17 protein-coding genes are annotated in these 20556 nt (G+C 34.0%); 7 read left to right on the top strand and 10 right to left on the bottom strand.

Going from position 1 to position 20556, the window contains the following annotated elements; genetic code table 11:
- Position 1: 1 nt before the first annotated feature.
- Genes ACIQ0M_RS02010 through ACIQ0M_RS02000 form a run of 3 tightly spaced genes read left to right on the top strand, consistent with a single transcriptional unit; the run spans position 2 to position 4434 of the window.
- Complete coding sequence (locus tag ACIQ0M_RS02010; RefSeq protein ID WP_396149185.1) at positions 2–1678, top strand: peptidase domain-containing ABC transporter; 1677 nt, start codon at positions 2–4, stop codon at positions 1676–1678.
- A gap of 1 nt (position 1679) precedes the next feature.
- Positions 1680–3026 carry an HlyD family secretion protein gene (locus ACIQ0M_RS02005; RefSeq protein WP_396149183.1) on the top strand — a complete coding sequence of 449 codons (1347 nt, stop codon included), beginning with the start codon at positions 1680–1682 and terminating at the stop codon, positions 3024–3026.
- 7 nt (positions 3027–3033) lie between these two features.
- Complete coding sequence (locus ACIQ0M_RS02000) at positions 3034–4434, top strand: TolC family protein (protein WP_396149181.1); 1401 nt, start codon at positions 3034–3036, stop codon at positions 4432–4434.
- 120 nt (positions 4435–4554) lie between these two features.
- On the opposite strand, the gene ACIQ0M_RS01995 is transcribed toward ACIQ0M_RS02000, so the two are convergent.
- The gene (locus tag ACIQ0M_RS01995) at positions 4555–5841 is read right to left on the bottom strand and encodes an acetyl-CoA hydrolase/transferase family protein (protein ID WP_396149179.1); all 1287 of its coding nucleotides are present in this window, start codon (positions 5839–5841) and stop codon (positions 4555–4557) included.
- Between the two features lie 270 nt (positions 5842–6111).
- Here ACIQ0M_RS01995 and map point away from each other — a divergent pair, with 270 nt between their 5' ends.
- The 3 genes from map to ACIQ0M_RS01980 all read left to right on the top strand — a co-directional run bounded on the left by map (position 6112) and on the right by ACIQ0M_RS01980 (position 8550).
- Positions 6112–6915 (top strand): type I methionyl aminopeptidase, encoded by an 804-nt coding sequence (gene map / locus ACIQ0M_RS01990; RefSeq protein WP_396149177.1) that lies wholly within the window; start codon positions 6112–6114, stop codon positions 6913–6915.
- Positions 6916–7000: 85 nt separating this feature from the next.
- A complete protein-coding gene (locus ACIQ0M_RS01985) occupies positions 7001–7786 on the top strand; it encodes a DUF3667 domain-containing protein (protein ID WP_396149175.1) in 786 nt (261 codons plus the stop codon).
- Positions 7786–8550: a class I SAM-dependent methyltransferase gene (locus tag ACIQ0M_RS01980; RefSeq protein WP_396149174.1), complete on the top strand. Its 765-nt coding sequence runs from the start codon at positions 7786–7788 to the stop codon at positions 8548–8550. The genes ACIQ0M_RS01985 and ACIQ0M_RS01980 overlap by 1 nt, the downstream gene beginning before the upstream one ends.
- A 56-nt stretch (positions 8551–8606) precedes the next feature.
- On the opposite strand, the gene ACIQ0M_RS01975 is transcribed toward ACIQ0M_RS01980, so the two are convergent.
- The 9 genes from ACIQ0M_RS01975 to ACIQ0M_RS01935 form a co-directional block, all read right to left on the bottom strand.
- Positions 8607–11414, bottom strand: a complete 2808-nt coding sequence (locus tag ACIQ0M_RS01975; RefSeq protein WP_396149172.1) for a M16 family metallopeptidase — start codon at positions 11412–11414, stop codon at positions 8607–8609.
- A gap of 93 nt (positions 11415–11507) precedes the next feature.
- The gene (locus tag ACIQ0M_RS01970) at positions 11508–12527 is read right to left on the bottom strand and encodes an FAD:protein FMN transferase (RefSeq protein ID WP_396149201.1); all 1020 of its coding nucleotides are present in this window, start codon (positions 12525–12527) and stop codon (positions 11508–11510) included.
- Positions 12505–12870: a Na(+)-translocating NADH-quinone reductase subunit F gene (locus tag ACIQ0M_RS01965; protein WP_396149171.1), complete on the bottom strand. Its 366-nt coding sequence runs from the start codon at positions 12868–12870 to the stop codon at positions 12505–12507. The genes ACIQ0M_RS01970 and ACIQ0M_RS01965 overlap by 23 nt, the downstream gene beginning before the upstream one ends.
- Positions 12871–13037: 167 nt before the next feature.
- Positions 13038–14333 carry an NADH:ubiquinone reductase (Na(+)-transporting) subunit F gene (gene nqrF / locus ACIQ0M_RS01960; protein ID WP_396149170.1) on the bottom strand — a complete coding sequence of 432 codons (1296 nt, stop codon included), beginning with the start codon at positions 14331–14333 and terminating at the stop codon, positions 13038–13040.
- Positions 14334–14349: 16 nt separating this feature from the next.
- The gene (nqrE, locus tag ACIQ0M_RS01955) at positions 14350–14967 is read right to left on the bottom strand and encodes an NADH:ubiquinone reductase (Na(+)-transporting) subunit E (protein ID WP_396149168.1); all 618 of its coding nucleotides are present in this window, start codon (positions 14965–14967) and stop codon (positions 14350–14352) included.
- A gap of 30 nt (positions 14968–14997) precedes the next feature.
- Entirely contained in the window at positions 14998–15672 is a 675-nt protein-coding gene (locus tag ACIQ0M_RS01950) for an NADH:ubiquinone reductase (Na(+)-transporting) subunit D (RefSeq protein WP_396149166.1), read from the bottom strand.
- 5 nt (positions 15673–15677) lie between these two features.
- Positions 15678–16397 carry an NADH:ubiquinone reductase (Na(+)-transporting) subunit C gene (gene nqrC / locus ACIQ0M_RS01945; protein WP_396149164.1) on the bottom strand — a complete coding sequence of 240 codons (720 nt, stop codon included), beginning with the start codon at positions 16395–16397 and terminating at the stop codon, positions 15678–15680.
- Positions 16398–16399: 2 nt separating this feature from the next.
- A complete protein-coding gene (locus ACIQ0M_RS01940) occupies positions 16400–17557 on the bottom strand; it encodes an NADH:ubiquinone reductase (Na(+)-transporting) subunit B (protein WP_396149162.1) in 1158 nt (385 codons plus the stop codon).
- 11 nt (positions 17558–17568) lie between these two features.
- On the bottom strand, positions 17569–18918 hold the full coding sequence (locus tag ACIQ0M_RS01935; protein ID WP_396149160.1) for a Na(+)-translocating NADH-quinone reductase subunit A: 1350 nt from the start codon (positions 18916–18918) through the stop codon (positions 17569–17571).
- 385 nt (positions 18919–19303) lie between these two features.
- On the opposite strand from ACIQ0M_RS01935, the gene ACIQ0M_RS01930 reads away from it, so the two are divergent.
- Positions 19304–20554 (top strand): DUF5103 domain-containing protein, encoded by a 1251-nt coding sequence (locus ACIQ0M_RS01930; protein ID WP_396149158.1) that lies wholly within the window; start codon positions 19304–19306, stop codon positions 20552–20554.
- Positions 20555–20556: the final 2 nt, after the last annotated feature.

The raw sequence follows: 20556 nt of genomic DNA, 5'->3' as shown, positions 1-20556 counted from the left end.
CATGGAAAAAAAATCAAATTCTACAACGCCACTCAAACGGTTCATTAACCTCTTAAAAATGGATAAAAAAGACATTTATCAAGTGTTTTTCTATGCTATTTTTTCAGGTATTGTGAGTCTTTCGTTACCGCTGGGAGTACAAGCCATTATCAATCTTATTCAAGGTGGACGGGTCAGTCTATCATGGATTATTTTGGTTACAGTCGTTCTATTAGGTATCATTTTTAATGGTATTTTGAGGCTTATGCAACTGAGAATTACTGAAAGCATTCAACAGAAAATATTTATTCGTTCCTCATTTGAATTTGCTTTTCGATTCCCGAAAATAAAATATACAGAATTCAATAATAATTATCCACCGGAACTAGCCAATCGATTTTTTGACACTATTACAGTTCAAAAAAGCGTAGCTAAATTGATTTTAGATTACTCCGAATCGTTGTTGCAAATTATTTTCGGACTATTATTACTTTCCATTTATCATCCATTGTTCATTTTGTTTGGACTCTTACTTTTTATTGTGTTGTATTTGATTTTTAGAATTTCCTTTGAAAACGGATTAAAAACGAGTTTAACAGAATCAAAATACAAGTATAAAGTTGCCCACTGGATTCAGGAAATTGCAAGAAATTATTTTGGCTTTAAAAGCAAAATCGAATCAGAATTTGCACTGAGTAAAAATGACAAATTAGTTACGGAATACCTAAAATCCAGAGAAAGTCATTTTCAAGTAATCAAAAAACAATTCATTCAATTAATTGGTTTTAAAGCACTTATCTCTGCCGGATTACTTTTAATTGGAGGTTACTTAGTTATTCAACAGCAATTAAATATTGGTCAGTTTGTAGCCGCCGAAATCATTATTCTTTTGGTAATTAATTCGGTAGAAAAAATTATTGTTGGACTTGAAACTTTTTATGATGTATTAACTTCAATAGAAAAAATTGGGCAAGTAGTAGACATGGAAATTGAAGAAGAAGACAATTCAGAGATCACGTTCTGCTATAAAAATATTCAATTTGAAATTGATCATTTAAATTTTGCATTTCCGGATTCTAACAAAAAAATTCTAAACTCAATTTCACTCAACATCAAACAAGGTGAAAAAATATGTCTAGTTGGGAAAAATGGATCCGGTAAAACTACATTACTACGCATATTGGCAGGATTGATTCACAGTAACGGAAGTTCAATTTATATTAATGACGAACATTACAATAAAATAAATATTGAACAATATCGGTCACAAATTGGTATTATTACGGAAGGACAATCCTTGTTTGAAGGAACAATTGCTGAAAACATCGCTTTTAAAAACCCAAAAATCTCAACAGAGAAATTAAAACTGGTGTTGGAAAAAATAAAATTAACAGAAGTAATTAAAAGAATGCCCAAAGGATTAGATGAAAAAATCCTTACCGAAGGAAAACAATTACCTTCCTCTTTAGCACAAAAAATTCTGTTGGCGAGAGCAATTGTAAACGATCCTTTAGTTTTGTTTTTAGAAAATCCATTCGATAAAATGGATGATGATGAAAGTAAAGAAATCATCGACTTTATCTTATCAAAAGAGAATAATTGGACAGTGATTGTAACTTCTAAAAATGATTATTGGAAAGAAAAATGCAATAGAATCATAACATTAGACAAAGGAAAACTAATTTCAGATACAAAATAATATGTTGAATATATCACGAAATAACATTAATGAGAAAGTAAATCTGACTCGTTTCAATACCATTCAAAAATTGAGTGAAAGAAGGTATTTCAAAACATTCAATCGTTTGTTGATGTGGTTTATGATTGGAAGTTGTTTGTTTATTTTACTACCCTGGACACAAAACATACAAGGTTCGGGATTTGTAACTACCGTTTCGCCGGAACAACGTCCGCAAACCATCCACACAGCAATTGCAGGAAGAATCGAAAAATGGTATGTTTCCGAAGGACAATATGTAAACAAAGGCGATACAATTCTGTTTATCTCGGAGATAAAAGATGACTATTTTGACCCTAATTTGGTGGATAACACCGAAAATCAGATGAAAGCAAAAATACTTTCTGAAGAGTCATACGAAGGAAAAGCGAACTCACTTTCTTCCCAAATTACAGCTATTGAACGTGAACGAGTTTTAAAACTTGAACAAGCCAGAAATAAAATTGAACAATCGCTTTTAAAAGTAAAAAGCGATAGTATGGATTTGGAAGCAGTAAAAACTCAACTTAAAATTGCTCAAACCCAGTTCAAACGATCGCAAGATTTAAACAAAGAAGGCTTAAAACCGATGACAGACGTGGAAGACAAACGCTTAAAGTTGCAAGAATCAGAAGCGAAAATCATCACACAACAAAACAAATTATTGACCGCCAAAAATGAATTGATAAATGCCCGTGTTGAAATAAATCGTATCACAGCGGAGTATACCGATAAAATTTCAAAAGCTCAAAGTGAGCGATTTACAGCTTTAAGTAGTCAGTTCGATACCGAAGCTCAAGTGAATAAACTTCAGAATCAGGTAACCAATTATAAAATACGAAACGAGCTGTATTACATCAAAGCTCCTCAAAACGGATATGTGAACCGTGCCTTGCAATCGGGAATTGGTGAAACTATCAAAGAAGGAACGCCGGTTGTAAGTATTATGCCATCTAAATACGATATTGCCGTAGAAACCTATATTGACCCTATTGATATGCCACTGATTCACAAAGGTGAAAAAGTACGTATTTGGTTTGACGGCTGGCCAACGATTGTTTTTAGCGGTTGGCCCAATTCTTCCTATGGAACTTTTGGTGGAAAAATTGTGGCGGTTGAAAATTTTATTAGTGTTAACGGGAAATACCGTGTGTTGATTGCTCAAGATCCAGAAGATAAACCTTGGCCAAAAGAACTGAATATCGGTGCTGGTGCACAAACCTTTGCTTTATTGGATAATGTCCCGATTTGGTATGAATTATGGCGAAAACTAAATGGATTCCCGCCCAATTTTTATACCCCAACTCCTACCACAGAAACAAAAAAATAATCATCCAATGAAAAACAAAGCCTATCTTTTATTGCTTTTTTCAGTTGTTTCTTGGTCACAAAATTTGGCTACAGATTCCATTTTGACCTTGGATGCTTATTTGGGTTATGTAAAACAATTTCATCCGTTGGTCAAACAAGCCAATTTAGAAGTAAGTCAAGCTCAAGCCGGAATCATTGCCGCTCGTGGTGGATTTGATCCTAAAATTGAGGTGGATTATGAAAACAAACAATTTAAAAATTCTGAATATTTTGATTTATTGAATTCAACTTTCAAAATTCCGACTTGGTATGGTATCGAAATTAAAGCCGGTTTTGATCGTATGGATGGTGTTTTTCTTAATCCGCAAAATACAGTTCCCACTAATGGATTAGCAATGGCCGGAATTTCGGTTCCCATTGGGCAAGGTTTGTTAATAAATGACCGAATGGCCGATTTGAAAAAAGCCAAAATTTTTAACAATTTATCACAGGCCGAACGCGACTTGGAAGTAGCCAATGTGCTTTATATTGCATCAAACAGTTATTTTAATTGGTATAGGAATTATAACGAATACAAACTCTATGAAACTTTTTTAAAGAATGCTCAATTTCGTTATGATGGTATAAAAGGATTAATCACAGCCGGTGATCGTCCTGCTATTGATAGCATTGAAGCCGGAATATTGGTTAAATCCCGCAAGTTAAGTTTGGAGCAATCACGCTTAAAATTGCTTAAATCAAAGTTGGAATTATCGAATTTTTTATGGTTTGAAAATAATTTACCTTTAGAATTACAAGACGGAATTTCACCGGAAACTGAATTGGAAAAAAAGGTGGAAAATACATTAAAAACAAACGGACTATTATTAGCCGACATTGATTTTCAAAACCATCCGAAAATACGTTCGCTACAGAATAAAGTATCTATTTTAGAGGTGGAAAAACGGCTGAAAGGCGATTTGTTAAAACCTACCATTAATTTGAATTACAATTATTTATCGGAACCGGAATTTGTTCGAGATTTTAACACGGTTAATTATAAGTATGGCATCAACTTTAGCTTTCCTCTTTTTCTGCGAAAAGAAAGAGGAAATTTTAAAGTGGCGAAGTTCAAATTACAAGATGCGGAATTAGATTTGCAACTTGAAAACCAAGTTCTGCGAAACAAAATTGATTATCAATTGCAGGAAATCAGTTCGTTGAAAGAGCAAATTGACATAGCGAATGAATTAGTAGATAACTTTACAACGATGCTTGAAGCCGAAGAACGAATGTTCTTTTTTGGAGAAAGTTCACTATTTTTAATTAATTCGAGAGAGAATAGTTTATTAAGTTCTAGTTTGCAACAAATCGACACCCAATTACGATTCTGTGCTTCCAATGCCGATTTGTTTAAATTAATTGCGAATCCGCAGTTTAATGAGTAGTTAAGTTGAAAAATAGAAGTTTAAGAGTTTAAAAGGAAATTCAGATAGAATACATATTTATTAACCTTAATCCCTTTTAAACTTTTAAACTCCTAAACTTTTAAACCTCCAAACTAGAAATCAAAAAACCATCTTTTTAATTTCCATCATTTCATAATATGCCTTGTCAATCCACTCACGGTGGTTGGGGTGAGCTATTTTTACCATTTCGGCTACGCGTTGTTTTAGGGTTTTTCCGTAAAGATTGGCTATACCGTATTCGGTTATAATATAATGAACATGGGAACGAGTGGTCACCACACCGGCACCTTGTTTTAAAAAAGGTACAATTCTACTTTCTCCTCTTTTGGTTTGCGAGGGTAGTGCAATGATTGCTTTTCCTCCGACACTTAATGATGCTCCTCGCATAAAATCCATTTGGCCACCTACCCCGGAATACAATTTTCCTCCAATAGAGTCGGCACAAACTTGACCGGTTACATCCACTTCGATAGCGGAATTGATAGCAACCATTTTAGGATTTTTACGAATTCTTGCCGTATCATTTACCGCAGAAGATTCTTTTAATTCGACAAAAGAATTATCATCAACAAAATCATATAACCGCCGTGAACCCATCAGAAATGTAGCTAAAACTCTTCCTCGTGTGGTTCCTTTGTAATTACAATTGATTACATCATTCTCAATTAGGTCTATCACACCATCCGAAAACATTTCGGTGTGTAATCCTAAATCTTTATGATTAGTTAATTTACTCAAAGCTGCATTTGGAATGGAACCAATTCCCATTTGAAGTGTACTTTTGTCTTCAATTAGTGAGGCAATATAATTTCCTATAATTTCTTCTTCGGGGGTAAATACTTCAATGCCATGGGTAAAAATTGGCTCATTGACTTCCACTAAATAGTCTATTTCAGATTCGTGTAAAATTCCGTCGCCAAACGTTCTTGGCATTTGTGGATTCACTTGTGCGATGACAACTTTTGCATTTTCAATGGCTGCCACTGTTGCTTCTACAGAAACCCCCAATGAACAATAACCATGTCTGTCAGGTGGTGAAACGTGGATAAAAACAACATCTAATGGCAATACATTTTTGCGAAATAAATTAGGTAATTCACTCAAAAAAACCGGTGTATAAGAACCGTTTCCGGCTTTAAGCGTATGACGAACATTGGCCCCGATAAAAAAAGAATTGACATGAAAACTCGCTGCTAACTCAGGGTTGGCGTATGGTGCTTCTCCTTCGGTGTGCAAGTGGCAAATTTCTACATTTTTTAGTTCAGAGGCTCTGTTTGTTAGTGCTTTGGTTAAAACGGTTGGTGAGGCAGCAGCAGCTTGAACGTAAACCCTATCGCCGGATTTAACGACTTTTACGGCTTGCTCTGCGGTGACATATTTGCTCATAATTCCTAAATTTTGAACAAAGATAAGGGTGATTTTTGGTTTGAAAACTGATATTTCTCATTGTTTTTGCTGATTTTAGCCCCGGTAGTAGCGGAAAGCCTTTTGCAGGATTGAGGCAGTTTTTTCTTGATAAAAAAAAGCGACCTTAGAAGCTCTTTTTTTGTCTTAGAAAAACACCTCAAGACAAAAAAGCTTGTAGCGGATGACGGGAAATAGCTTCTATCAAAAAAAACATAAAAATGTGTACCTTTGTGCCTTTAAAATTTGATTATGATTATCCCAAAAACCCGAGAAGAAATTGAGTTGATGCGAGCGAGTTCGCTTTTGGTTTCTAAAACGCTTGGCATGATTGCAAAGGAGATTAAGCCCGGTGTTACGACCTTGTATTTAGATAAATTAGCTGAAGAATTTATTCGTGACCATGGCGGAGTTCCGGCATTTTTGGGGTTGTATGGTTTTCCGAACTCGTTATGTATGAGTCCGAATGCTCAGGTGGTTCATGGAATTCCAAACAATAAACCGTTGGAAAGCGGCGATGTGATTTCGGTGGATTGTGGGGTGTTGATGAATGAATTTTATGGTGACCATGCGTACTCATTTGAAATTGGTGAAGTAGCTCCGGAAACTAAAAAGTTGCTGAAAGTGACCAAAGAATCATTATATGTTGGTATTCGTGAATTTAAAGCGGGCAACCGTGTGGAAGATGTTGGTAACGCCATTCAAAAATATTGTGAGTCACATGGCTATGGCGTTGTGCGAGAATTGGTTGGACACGGTTTGGGACGAAAAATGCATGAAGATCCGGAGATGCCGAATTATGGCAAACGCGGTCGGGGAAAATTATTTGTAGAAGGGATGGTTGTAGCTATTGAACCGATGATAAACATGGCCACCAAAAACATCAAACAACTCAAAGACGGTTGGACAATTCTGACTGCTGACATGAAACCAAGTGCTCATTTTGAACATAATGTAGCATTGATTGATGGAAAACCGGAATTGCTTTCAACGTTTCAATATGTGTATGATGCGTTAGGGATTGTGAGTGATGAGGAGAAAGAGTTTAGGAGGTAACCTTTACTTCCTCCAAAGAAAGGGAAAACAAGACGTTGAAATTTGTACTTATATTGAATTCACTTAAAATAAAAATATCCAACTTATGAACTGCAAAACTTGTGATTATTCAATCGATGCTGTAGCAAAATATTGCCCAAATTGCGGTGCTAAAATAGTTGACGAACGCCTTTCTTTAAAAGGAACGTGGGAAGAATTCGTCGGGCCGTTTTTTAGTTGGGATAACAATTTTTGGAGAACTTTTTTCGGAATGTTTAAAAATCCGAAAGATGTTTTGGAGGCCTATATTAGTGGTGCAAGAAAAAAGTATTTTCATCCCTTTTCCTATATTGTATTATATGCTACCATAGCGGTTTTTTTCTATAAATTTTTTCCGATGGAATCAATTATGGAATTTTCAGATGGTTTTTCAAAAGGATTTAACACTACTAAAAGTCCAAAAGATGATTTAAAAATTGACATGAAATCCCTTATGGAGTCATTAATGGGATATTATAATTTTTTAGTTTTGTCTTTAATCCCGATTTACTCCTTAACAAGCTATTTAGTATATTATAAAAAAGGGCACAATTTTTTTGAACATTTGGTATTTAATAGTTATCTCCAAACAAATCTTGGTTTTACATCATTATTACTTCAAGTAATTTTAGTAAATTATTTTGGCGTAGCTTTTCAAACTTATAGCTTACTATTTTTGGTTATTTTTATTGTGTTTACTCTATATGCTTTAAAGAAACTGTATAATCAAAATCTTAAACAAACACTTGTTTCAGGTATTTTATATGTTCCTCTATTTTTTGGATTATACTTGGTCTTATTATTTATCATAACAATACTTATTGTCATTGGCCTTATATTAACTAAAATTTGATGAAAAAAGTTTTTAAGCTACTATTAAATACCATTCCGCGGCCAATATTGATTCGATTGAGTTATGTAGTGCGGCCAATCTTGGCATTATTACTGAAAGGAAATCGATTTACCGATCCAATTGACGGAAAAAGTTTCAGGATGTTTTTGCCTTACGGATATGGAAAGCAACGCAATAATGTATTGTCTCCAAGTACACTTTCGTTAGAAAGGCATCGTTTGTTATGGTTGTATTTGAATAAGGAAACTGATTTTTTTACTGCTCCAAAAAAAGTACTCCATTTTGCTCCGGAGCAAGCATTTTATAAGCGTTTTAGAAATCAAAAGAATTTGGCGTACACCACTACTGATTTACTTTCGCCGTTAGCTGATGTGAAAGCGGATATTTGTAATCTTCCGTTTGAAGATAATTCGTATGACGTGATTTTATGTAATCATGTTTTGGAGCATATTCCGGATGACAAGAAAGCGATGCAAGAATTGTATCGCGTTTTAAAACCCGGTGGAATGGGGATTTTTCAAATTCCGCAAGATTTGTCAAGAGCCACTACTTTTTCGGATGATTCGATATCAGATGAAAAAGAAAGAGCCCGAATTTTTGGTCAATACGACCATGTACGAGTTTATGGCAGAGATTATTTTGACAAATTGAGAAGCATTGGATTTAAGGTTATCGAGGAAGATTATACTTCAAAAATTTCACCTGAATTGGTGGAGAAATATTGTTTAGCAAAAGGAGAAATTATTCCGGTTTGTTTTAAATAAAAACAAAACCCACGATTACAATCGTGGGCTAGTTGATGATTATATGATTTTGTAAATTATTCTTCCGGCATTAACATGGCTACAACCTTATCTTTTGAAAGGTATTTTTTAGCCACTGCCTGAATATCTTTTGCCGTAACTGCATCGATTTTTTGCTCTACTTGCAAAATTTCATCTGCTGAAACTCCATAGGTAAAAGAACGTGTTAAATAAGACATCCAGTAATTATTCTGTTTGATTTTTTCTTTATAGTCTAATTTCTCGGCTTCTTTGAATTTGTTTACATCTTTCTCTTCTGGACCGTTCTCGATAATTTTATTTAATTCTCTCAAAGCAGATTGTGTTAATGCTTCCGCATTCTCCGGTCCACAAGGGAAATTAATTGTAAAATTATAACTTCCGTTAGGCACTTTGTTCATACCGCCTCTTGCACTCGCTCCGTATACACCACTTTCGTTTTCACGTAATTCCTCAATTAGTTTTATAGTTAAAACTTCTCCGGCAGCTCTTAAGGCAAGAGCTTCTTTGGCATCATACGAACAATCGCCATAGAACATAATATTCACAGTACTTTTAGGATCTTTCCCTTTTTTAACGACTTTCTTCAAGTCGCCGCTTTTCATTCTATATCCTAAATCAACTGCTTTTTCTGTGGTTCCGTTTGATGGCAAAGAGGCTAAGTATTGGCTCGCGAACTCTTCCAATTTTTGTTCATCAATATTACCAACAAAATAAAAATGGAAGTCTGCAGCATTTGCAAAACGTTCTTTGAATTTTTTATGAGCCAATTCATAATCTGTTTTTTCCCAAGCAGCATCATCCGGAATAATTCCTTTAAAACGAGGATTATCCTGATTTAAATAGGTATATAATTCATTTTGAAAATGCATTGTTGGCATGGCTTTCATATTGGCCATGAAACCATTTTGTTTAATTTTATAACTTTCAAAAGCTTCTTTATCCATATTCAAATCTGTAAAATAAGCATATACCGTTTGAAAAAGATATTCTAAGTCTTTTGGTGTCGCCGAACCACGGAAACCTTCTTGCGTTCCTCCCACATATGGATTTACTCTAGCAATTTTACCGGTCATGAATTTATTGATATCATTTAAATTCATCCCGGAAAAACCGGCCTCAGTAAGTCCGCCCATTGCCCATTGCACTTTTTCAAATTCATCGTTTCCTATTAAATTAGAACCCCCAAAACTTAGAGCTTCAAATAGAATTTCATCGTTTTTAAAGTCTGTTTTCTTGTAGGTTACTTTTGCTCCATTAGATAAAGTTAATGTTGTTGTGCCAATTTTATCGTTGGTTTCTTTTTTAGCAACCGAACCTTTTTTAATTGGATTACGCAATAAACTCTCTGCAACAGCTTTATCAACATAAGCAGTGATGGCCGATTTATCAATTTTCATTGAATTTAAAACTTCTTGTTCAGTTGGCTTTACCACTCCCTCTTTTTCAGGACCAGTTAAAATAACTACTCTGTTATCTTCTTTAATATAACCGTTAATTAATTTGTTGGTTTCCTCAATAGAAATAGTTGGCAACAATTTTTGCATGGTTAAATAAGTCCATTCAATTCCGGGAACCGGATCATTCTGTAAAAAATTACTTTGGTATTCCCAAACATAATTTTCAGATTCTGTCTTATCTCTTTCATTGTATTGCTGTTCAATTTGGGCTAAAAAATCTGTTTTTGCTCTTTCTAACTCCCCTGCTGTAAAACCGAAAGCTTTCACTCGCTCATTCTCTTCTATAAGAATTTTCAACGCTTCTAATTGTTTATCTTGAGGAACCATCGCAAAGGACTGGAAGGCGTTTTTGGTTTTAGCGTATGTTTCTCCATAATATGAATACCCGTAAGTGAAAGGAGGATTGGGGGAATTTCTTTTCTCTTCAAGACGATTATTCAACATCGTAGCAAACAAACCAATAGTCAATTCATCTTTCATATCACCAATAGTTCTAATCACTTTTGGCTCATTATAATCTTTATAAAGTAATTGAACTTGTGTAAAAGCTGCTTCCGGATCACTTTCTACTGCCACAAATGTTTCTTTGTGATTAGGAACGTCAAATTTAGCCCTTGGTCTTTCTTTTTTTGGATTTTTGTAAGGTGAAAAATGTGCTATGATTTTTTTCTCCATTTCTGCAACATCAATATCTCCGACAACTATCACACTCATCAAATTGGGTCTGTACCAATCTTTATAAAAACTCACTACTTTATCATAGGTAAAATTTTCTAAAATTTCTTTTTGACCGATAGGAAGACGTTTGGCATAATGTGAGTTATACATCATTTTAGGCATGAATCTGCCCATCATTCGTTTGTCTGCACCTAATCCTATTCTGTATTCTTCTAAAACAACACCTCTTTCTTTGTCTATTTCTTCCGGAGTTAAAGTTGTGTTGAAAGCCCAATCTTCAATAATTTGAAATCCTTTTTCTAATTTTTCAGGATCATTAGATGGAATGGGAAGAAAATAAACTGTTTCATCAAAACTAGTGTAAGCGTTCAAATGCTGACCGAATTTTACACCAATACTCTGCAAATAGTCAACCAGTTCATTTTTTGGAAAATTCTTTGTCCCATTAAAGCACATGTGCTCCATGAAGTGAGCCAAGCCTTGTTGATCATCATTTTCTAGAATTGATCCTGCATTAATAACCAATCGTAAGTCAACCTTGTTTTCCGGTTTTGCGTTTTTCTTGACATAATACGTTAATCCGTTCTTTAGTTTTCCGGTTTTTACTGATGGATCCATCGGAATCGGACTGTCTAATTTTAGTTCTTGAGCAAAAACCAAAGAAGGTAACGCAAGTAAAAATAAGAATAGTTTGTTTAGTTTTTTCATATAAAAATAATTAATGATTTGTAAATCTAAAGCTATAACTCTAAAGGTTAAAACTTATTATAATTTCTTTAACGAAAAAACCTACTTTTAGAATCATTCTAAAATAAGTGACTGAAAATTAGCTGATTTGAATTGTTGAATTGTATTATTTTCATCCGTATAAATTAATAAAACATAAAGATCACTCCGGCCTTTCAATATCTTTTTTATATTTTCAAAATCCATGATCATAAAAGCGGTGGCATAACCATCAGCTTCAATACATCTTGGTGCTAAAACTGTAGCACTTAACATGGAACTTTTTTGAGAAAGGCCTGTTTTGGGATTAATGATATGCACATACTTTTGTCCGGTTATGCTATCAAACTTGACCTTTCTGTAATTTCCAGAGGTAGCCATTCCTAAATTTTCTAATTTAATTTTGGCAATTAGGGTTCTTTCCTCGGGCTTTTGAGTTGGATCATCAATACCAACAATCCAATTTTTATTTTCTACATTATTTCTTCCAAATGCGAATATTTCGCCTCCAATTTCTATAATGCCATTTTTAATTCCTTTGGATTTTAAGAAATTAACAACCACATCTACAGAATAGCCTTGAGCAATAGCATTGAAGTCAAAATACGTCTCTCTGAATTTTTTTGAAATAGTTCCATTTTCATTTAATTGAACTTTATCAAATCCAACAAATTGTAATAAACTATCTATTTTTGATGGATTCAAATCGATTTTTTCTTGGCTGGGACCAAATCCATAAGCATTCACTAAAACGCCGATGGTTGGATCGAAAAGTCCATCAGTTTCTTGGTAAATTTTTTGAGAGGTTTTAAAAGTTTCTACAAAAAAATCATCCACAACAATTGTTGAATCACCTAGGTTTATTTTTGAAATTTTAGAATCGGTTCGATAAGTTGAAAGTGAATGATCAAATGCTAGTAAAAGAGAATCGACACTTTGTTTGTTGATTACTTCACTTGTGCTGCTATATTTTATAGCATAAGTACTTCCTTGTGCTTCCCCTTGAATAACAAAAAGTCTATCTTTTTCTTCTTTTTGGCAGGAAAAAAAGAAGAACAGAATAGTACACAAACTAAGTAATTTCTTTGATTCCATTAAAATTAATGATATAGTCTTCATTTTTAAAAATTGGCTTTTCATAATCAAATGCATTTGCTATCCCAACACCAGCATAAAGCACTTTGGCTTTTAGTTTTTGTGCATGTCTTTTAAATGTTTCCATCCAAAGAATATCATAATCTTCAGGATTGTCCGGATAATTATAGACCGTTACTAACACAAAATGCAATGTGTTAGTAGGTTTATCTACACACACAAACTGAGGATGTCGTTTTAATTGACTATTGACTGCAATGAACTCAAATCCTTGCTTTTCGAGTTCCCTCCCCACGTGATTCATTGCTACATTGTGGAGTTCTTGATTTGATAAAATTTCCATAGGACAAAGGTAAATAGATTTACGAAAAACGATTCTTAATTAAATCAAAAAAAGAAAACTGAAAGAATGAAAAAACCATTAAATAATTAAGATAATCAAGCTTTAACGCTTAATGAAACTTAACTACTTAATGGTTTAAAATTATAACTTTGTCGTGAGATAAAAAATTATCCTCCGAAATCGTCAAATCTTATATTTTCAGGATCTAAACCGAAATCTTCACCCATTTTTTGAACGGCATTATTCATCATTGGAGGACCACAGAAATATAATTCAATGTCTTCAGGGTTTTCGTGAGTTGATAAATAATTATCAATCACAACATTATGAATAAATCCTACAAAACCATCTCCTTCTCCATTAATTCCATCTTTTACTTTCCAATTATCTTCCGGAAGTGGTTCTGAAAGAGCTAAATAAAATTTGAAGTTCGGGAAATCTTTTTCCAATGCTCTAAAGTGATCTGTATAAAACAATTCTCGTTTAGATCGACCTCCATACCAATAGGTAACTTTTCTACCGGTTTTTACAGTTCTAAAGAGATGATACAAATGTGAACGCATTGGAGCCATTCCAGCACCACCGCCAACATATAACATTTCTGCTTCTGACTCGTTGATGAAAAATTCACCATAAGGTCCTGAGACTATAACAGGGTCACCTGCTTTTTTTGAAAAAATATAAGAAGAAGCAACACCTGGATTTACTTTTACCCAACCATTGATATTTCTATCCCATGGTGGAGTAGCAATCCGAACATTTAGCATAATTTTTCTTCCCTCAGCAGGATAAGAAGCCATTGAATATGCTCTTTCAACAAGCTCATCATTTTTCATTACTAATGGCCAAAGATTGAACTTATCCCATTCTGCTTTAAATTTTTCTGGCTCTCCCGGGTGTTCAACCGGATGAGCAGTGATATCGATATCAGTATATTTAACTTCACATTTAGGAATTTCAATTTGAATGTAACCTCCGGCTTCATAATGCATATCCTCTGGTAATTCAACAATAAATTCTTTAATAAATGATGCAACATTGTAGTTTGAATAAACTTTAGCTTCAAATTTTTTGATACCGAAAACTTCCTCAGGTACTTCGATAACCATGTCGTTTTTCACTTTTACCTGACAGCCTAATCGCCATCCTTCTGCGATTTCTTTTCTGGTAAAATGTGGTTCTTCAGTTGGAAGAATTGATCCTCCTCCGTTTGTAACTATACATTTACATTGAATACATGTTCCACCACCACCACAAGCAGAAGGCAAGAAAATCTTGCTGTTACCAAGTGTGGACAATAGACTATTTCCAGATTCAACTTCGATTTCGTTTTCACCGTTGATTTTAATTTTAACTGGTCCTGATGGTAATAATTTTGCCTTAGCTCCTAATAATATACCTACTAAAAGAAAAACTACTAAAAGAAAAACTACTACACTGGCTGCAATAACTGAATACTCCATTTTTATCTGTGTAAAATTATATTTTTATTCCCATAAAACTCATAAACGCAATAGCCATCAAACCTGTGATGAGGAAAGTAATTCCCAATCCACGTAATGGAGCTGGTACGTGTGAATAAGCTATTTTTTCTCTGATAGCAGCTATTGCTAAAATTGCTAAAAACCAACCCACACCTGAACCAACACCGTAAGTAACTGCTTCAGTAAGTGTTCCAAAATCTTTTTGTTGCATAAACAACGATCCTCCTAAGATAGCACAGTTTACAGCAATTAATGGAAGGAAAATACCTAGTGCTCCATAAAGAGCAGGTGCAAATTTTTCAACAATCATTTCAACCAACTGTACCATCGAAGCAATAACAGCTATAAACATAATAAAGCTTAAAAAACTTAAATCATAAGCTGCATAATCCTCTCCTAACCAAGATAATGCTCCAGGTTTTAATAAATAATTATCCAATAAATAATTTACCGGAATTGTAATAGCTTGAACAAACACCACAGCTACACCTAATCCAACGGCAGTTTTTACCGTTTTTGATACCGCTAAATAGGAACACATTCCCAAAAAGTAGGCAAAAATCATATTTTCAATGAAAATACTTTTTACAAATAAACTAGCTAACTCTTGCATTGTTATAATTTTTAAATAGCGAGGCTATGATTAGTGTTTTTCAATTAATTTTCTGTTTTTCGAACGTTGTAACCAAATGATAATTCCAACAACAATTAACGCCATTGGCGACAATAACATTAAACCGTTGTTTTCATAACCCCAAGCATACAATCCTGTAGATTCGGCTAATGTTGCACCTTTATGACCTAGAATTTCCATTCCAAAAAGCTTACCTGAACCAAGTAATTCTCTAAAAAATGCAACAATTATAAGTAATAATCCATAACCGGCACCATTTCCAATTCCGTCTAAAAAGGAAGGCCATGGTTTATTTGCCAATGCAAAAGCTTCTAAACGCCCCATAACGATACAATTGGTAATAATCAAACCAACAAATACGGAAAGTTGTTTACTTACATCATACGAATAAGCTTTTAAAACTTGGTCAACTAAAATTACCAAGGCGGCCACAACAACCAATTGAACAATAATACGAATTCTGTTCGGGATTAAATTTCGTAATAATGAAATAGCAACATTACTGAATGCGGTAACAACTGTTACAGATAAAGCCATTACAATCGCCGGTTTTAACTGAACCGTAATTGCCAACGCAGAACAAATTCCTAATACTTGAACTGTAATTGGGTTATTGTCATTTAAAGGATCTGACAGCAAACTTCTATTTTTCTTCGAGAACAAAGATTCTTTTACTTCTGACATAATTTCTAGTTATTTAAAGCTAACTTCTTTTGTTTAGCAAAATAATTTTTATAATTTGAAAGTCTCTCTTTAATCATGTTAGTCACTCCATTGCCTGTGATAGTTGATCCAGAAATAGCATCTACTTTGTTATCATCTTTTGCTTGAGAGGTATTTCCTTTTGCAACTTCAACACCAACAATTTCTCCTGATTGATTCATGATTTTTTCGCCTACAAATCGATCTTGAAACCATTTTTGTGTAATCTCTGCTCCTAACCCAGGTGTTTCTCCTTTGTGATCAAACACTGTTCCTTTGATTGTGTTTAAATCTTCTTCCAATGCCACATAGCCCCAAATGGCATCCCATAAACCAGCTCCTCTTAAAGGGACAATATAGAATTTTTTTCCATCTTGTTCTGCTACATATAGAGGAAAACGTTGGTCTTCCACTTTTTTTGAAAGTTCACTTTTTAAATCAATATCAAAGGCTTTTGAGGATTCATCTACTGAACCATCTATTTTTAAAGCCAATTGTTCTTTAATTACTGATGTAAATTGACTAGGAGCTTGTTCTCTTTCAACAACTACTCCAACAGAAGCTAAAATGTTTTGCATTTTTTCCTTCTTTATATTCTCATCTTGCAAGTCTTTTAGTGAAGTAGCAGCAAAAGCTAGCAAAGATCCAACGACAACTACCATAATGGCAGCAAACAAAAACGTATATCCGTTACTATTTCTATCCATGATTAAGCTGTTTTTAATTGTTTAGCAACTCTATTCTTTCTCCTTTTGATATTTCCTTCCACCACATAATGATCAATGGTTGGTGCAAAAACATTTAGTAATAAAATGGCAAGCATAACTCCCTCCGGATAAGCCGGATTGAAAACCCTAATTAATATGCTAAAGAATCCAATTAAAAAACCATAAATCCATTTTCCTCTATTGGTTTGTGCTGCAGAAACCGGATCGGTTGCCATAAATACAACGCCAAATGCCAATCCGCCTACTAAAAGATGGTTCATTCCAAAATTCATTAGTGGATTTGCTCCCCACAATTCGAATAAAAATGCGGTAAATGCTGCTCCTAAAAATCCGCTGATAATAATTCTCCAACTTCCAACTCCGGTTATAACCAAGATAGCAGCTCCAACCAAAATCCAAAGTACAGATGTTTCAGAGATCGAACCCGGAATTGTACCCAAGAACATTTCCATTGGCGAATAATCATTATAAACTTCTTTTCCAGCAGCTAATTTACCTAATATAGTTTCTCCGGAAATGGCATCCATGGTAGTTGCATCCGAAACCCACACTTTGTCACCTGACATATAGGTTGGATAAGCAAAGAATGCAAATGCTCTAGCTGTTAAAGCAGGATTTAAGATATTCATTCCTGTTCCTCCGAAAGCTTCTTTACCGATTATTACTGCAAAAATTACTGATAATGCTAACATCCATAAAGGTAAATCAATTGGCATAATCATCGGTATCAAGAGACCAGTTACTAAATAACCTTCGTTTACTTCATGCCCTCTAACGATAGCAAAGTAAAATTCAATTCCCAAACCTACACCGTATGAAACAGCAATCATTGGTATTACTTTCCAAGCTCCGTGAATTAAAGCATCCATAAATGGAACCACATCTTGAATTTGTGATAAGCTTTGGTAACCCGCATTCCAAGTCCCAAAAATTAATGCCGGAAGCAATGCTAATACCACAGTAATCATGGTTCGCTTCAAATCAACAGCATCTCTAATGTGTGCTCCGTGTTTTGTAGTATGGTTAGGCACATACAAAAACGTATCTAACGCATTGACAGCGGGAGCGAATTTTTCAAATTTCTCACCTTTTCCAAAAGGCTTTTTAATTTGATCTATTTTATCTCTTAAAAACTTCATAGCTATATTTTTTATCCTACTTCGTTAATCATTAAATCTAAAGCCTCTCTGATGATAACTTGTGCTTCTAATTTAGAAGTATTTGAATAGTCTACTAGGGCAAAATCCTCAGGAGCTACTTCATAAATACCTAAATTTTCCATTTTTTCGATATCATTCGCCAAACAAGCTTTCAAAAGTTGCATTGGATAAATATCCATTGGCATTACTTTTTCCATTTCACCTGTTACCACTAATGCTCTTTCTTCACCGTTTAAATTAGTATCTGCAACATATTTTTTACCCGGCATTAACCAAGATAAAGCAGTGCGTTGCATACTGTGTTTATTTGCTCCGGCAAAAGGCATCCAGCCGAACATACGGTATTGATTTCCTTCCGGAATAACCGTTACAGTATTGGCATAATAGCTTAAATTTCCACCAACAGCAACTTTATTTCCTGTTAACACATCTCCAGAAATAATTCTAACATTATCTGAAGCTAATTTTCCAGAAACAATTTCTTTTATTTGAGCACCTATTTTAACGGTGTAGTACTGTGGATTTGAAACTTCTGAACCGGACAAAGCAATAGTTTTTGTCGCCTCAAATTTTCCGGTTAAAAATAATTCTCCAATGATAGCAACATCTTGAGGTGCTACCACCCAAACTCTCTCACCGGCGTTAATAGGATCAATTTTTGAAATTTGAACACCAACATTACCTGCCGGATGTGGTCCAAAAACTTTGTGTAATTCTACTCCGGATACGGAACTGAAAATTGAATTTACTTTTCCGTTTACCGAAAGATGTACTTTCCCTTTTGTTAGTTTTGATAAAGCATCAACTCCTGTTTGAAAGGCTGCTACTTTATCTTTCAATGCCACTTCTACATCCGCAGATAAAGGGGCAGAACTGTAGGCTGAGATAAAGATTGCCTTTGGCGTTTCAGCTGAATTGGCAACTACATCATAAGGACGCTGTTTGATAAAAGGCCAACAACCTGAAGCCAATAGATGAGCTTTAACTTGCTCATCCGACATTCCTTTTGGATCTTTCTTGCCATGCTCAATAAAAGTATCTTGTGCATCAGCTTGAATTCTGATTTCAAGAATAACCCTTTTTTCGCCTCTAATGATTTCGATAATTTTTCCACTAACAGGAGAAACAAACTTAACAGCTTCGTCGTTTTTAGAATAAAAAACCACCTCTCCTGCTTTAACTTCGGCTCCTTCTTTAACCACCAATTTAGGCGTAACTTTATGAAAGTCAGAAGGTTTTATGGAATAAATCTGAGAACGTGCTACGGAAGACACATTTGCTTGTGCTTCGCCAACAAGTTTCAAATCTAATCCTTTCTTGATTCGAATGTCTTTGGACATATTGTGTGAAGATATGATTAGTAAATAGTTTACATAATTTTAAACGGTGCAAATTTAAAAATTAAATAACAAAAGAAGTACATGATTAACAAATGTCTAATCGATTTTTATTTATTTATATTAATTCTAAATAACATGTTGTTTTCTAAAGAAAAACTACTCTTTTTTGAAATCATTTTTTAACATCCATTGGAGCTTGTAGCTATTTGTTTTGGTCTTCATCAGAAAAATAAAACGAAAAAAGAAAACATGCGGGTAAGTGAAATGATGAGAAAGCCCTGGCTATTTGTCACAAAAAACAAAAATATTCTATTACAAAATTATATGGCATCTTTTATGAATTCAAATTAAATAGTATATTTACCTTTTGATTAAAAATTTTCTCATGAGAAACCTTTTTTTACTTGTCATTTGTTTGATTGGCAGTTTTTCTTTGGCTCAAGCCGAACAGGAAATTGCTCCTCCTTATAATATTAAAACCGCCACATTTATTCAAAACAACATTAATGCCATTCCAATTTTTCGGTTGGGAGATTCTTTTCAATTTGTTTTTGATGATTTATATGGTGACGAAGCAAATTACTATTACACCATTACGCATTGTGATTACAATTGGACTAAATCGCAATTAAATCTCAATGAATATTTAGTTGGATTAGATAACCAACGGATTATAGATTATGAAAATTCGTTCAATACGTTGCAACTTTATTCACACTACCGAATAGCATTTCCAAATCAATTCACGAAGGGCTTTAAAGTGAGTGGGAATTACATGCTCAAAATTTTTAACAACAATCAAGAATTAGTTTTTTCTAGAAAATTTATATTGTATGAAGACTTAGTTTCCGTGCCAATGCAAGTGAAAAATGCTCGCGATGTTCGTGTTTTGAATCAGAAACATAATTTAGAATTTTCTATTTTACCGAACAATATGTTGCTTCAAAACCCTATCCAGAACATCAAGATTATGTTGTTAAAAAATGGCATCTGGAATACCGCAATTACCAATGTTAAACCGATGTTTACTTTGGGCAATGATTTAATTTATAAATACGATAAAGAAACCCAATTTTGGGCAGGAAATGAATTTCTGTTTTTTGAAAACAAAGACATTCGAAACGCGGTGAACAACGTTCGTTTCATAGAATTAAAGGGGATTTACAACACGTATTTGATGCCAAATTCAAGTCGAGGTAATTTGGAATATACCTATTTTCCTGATTACAACGGTAATTTTTTAATTAATAATGTTGGTACCAGAGAAAATGTGAATGTGGAAGCGGATTATTCTTGGGTATTTTTCACTTTAAGTGCCCCAACCTATTATGGTAAAAAAGATATTTATGTAACCGGAATGTTTAACAATTACACGTTAAGTCCAGAATATAAAATGGATTACAATAAAGAAAAAGGTGTTTATGAAAAAGCTATGATTATCAAACAAGGTATTACTAATTACGAATACACATTAGCCGATTCAAATGGTCGAGTAGATTTCGAAAACGCATTAGACGGCAACTTTTTTCAAACTGAAAATAATTATTTTTGTGTAGTGTATTATCGTGCCAACAACGACCGTTTTGACCGTGTAATTGGAAAAGGAATGGCAAGTTCTGTGGATATCATTAAATAAAA

The organism is Flavobacterium sp., from assembly GCF_044339515.1.
GTDB lineage: Bacteria > Bacteroidota > Bacteroidia > Flavobacteriales > Flavobacteriaceae > Flavobacterium.
The sequence above is the reverse complement of the archived record's forward strand: the minus strand, read 5'-3'. Positions and strand labels throughout refer to the sequence as shown.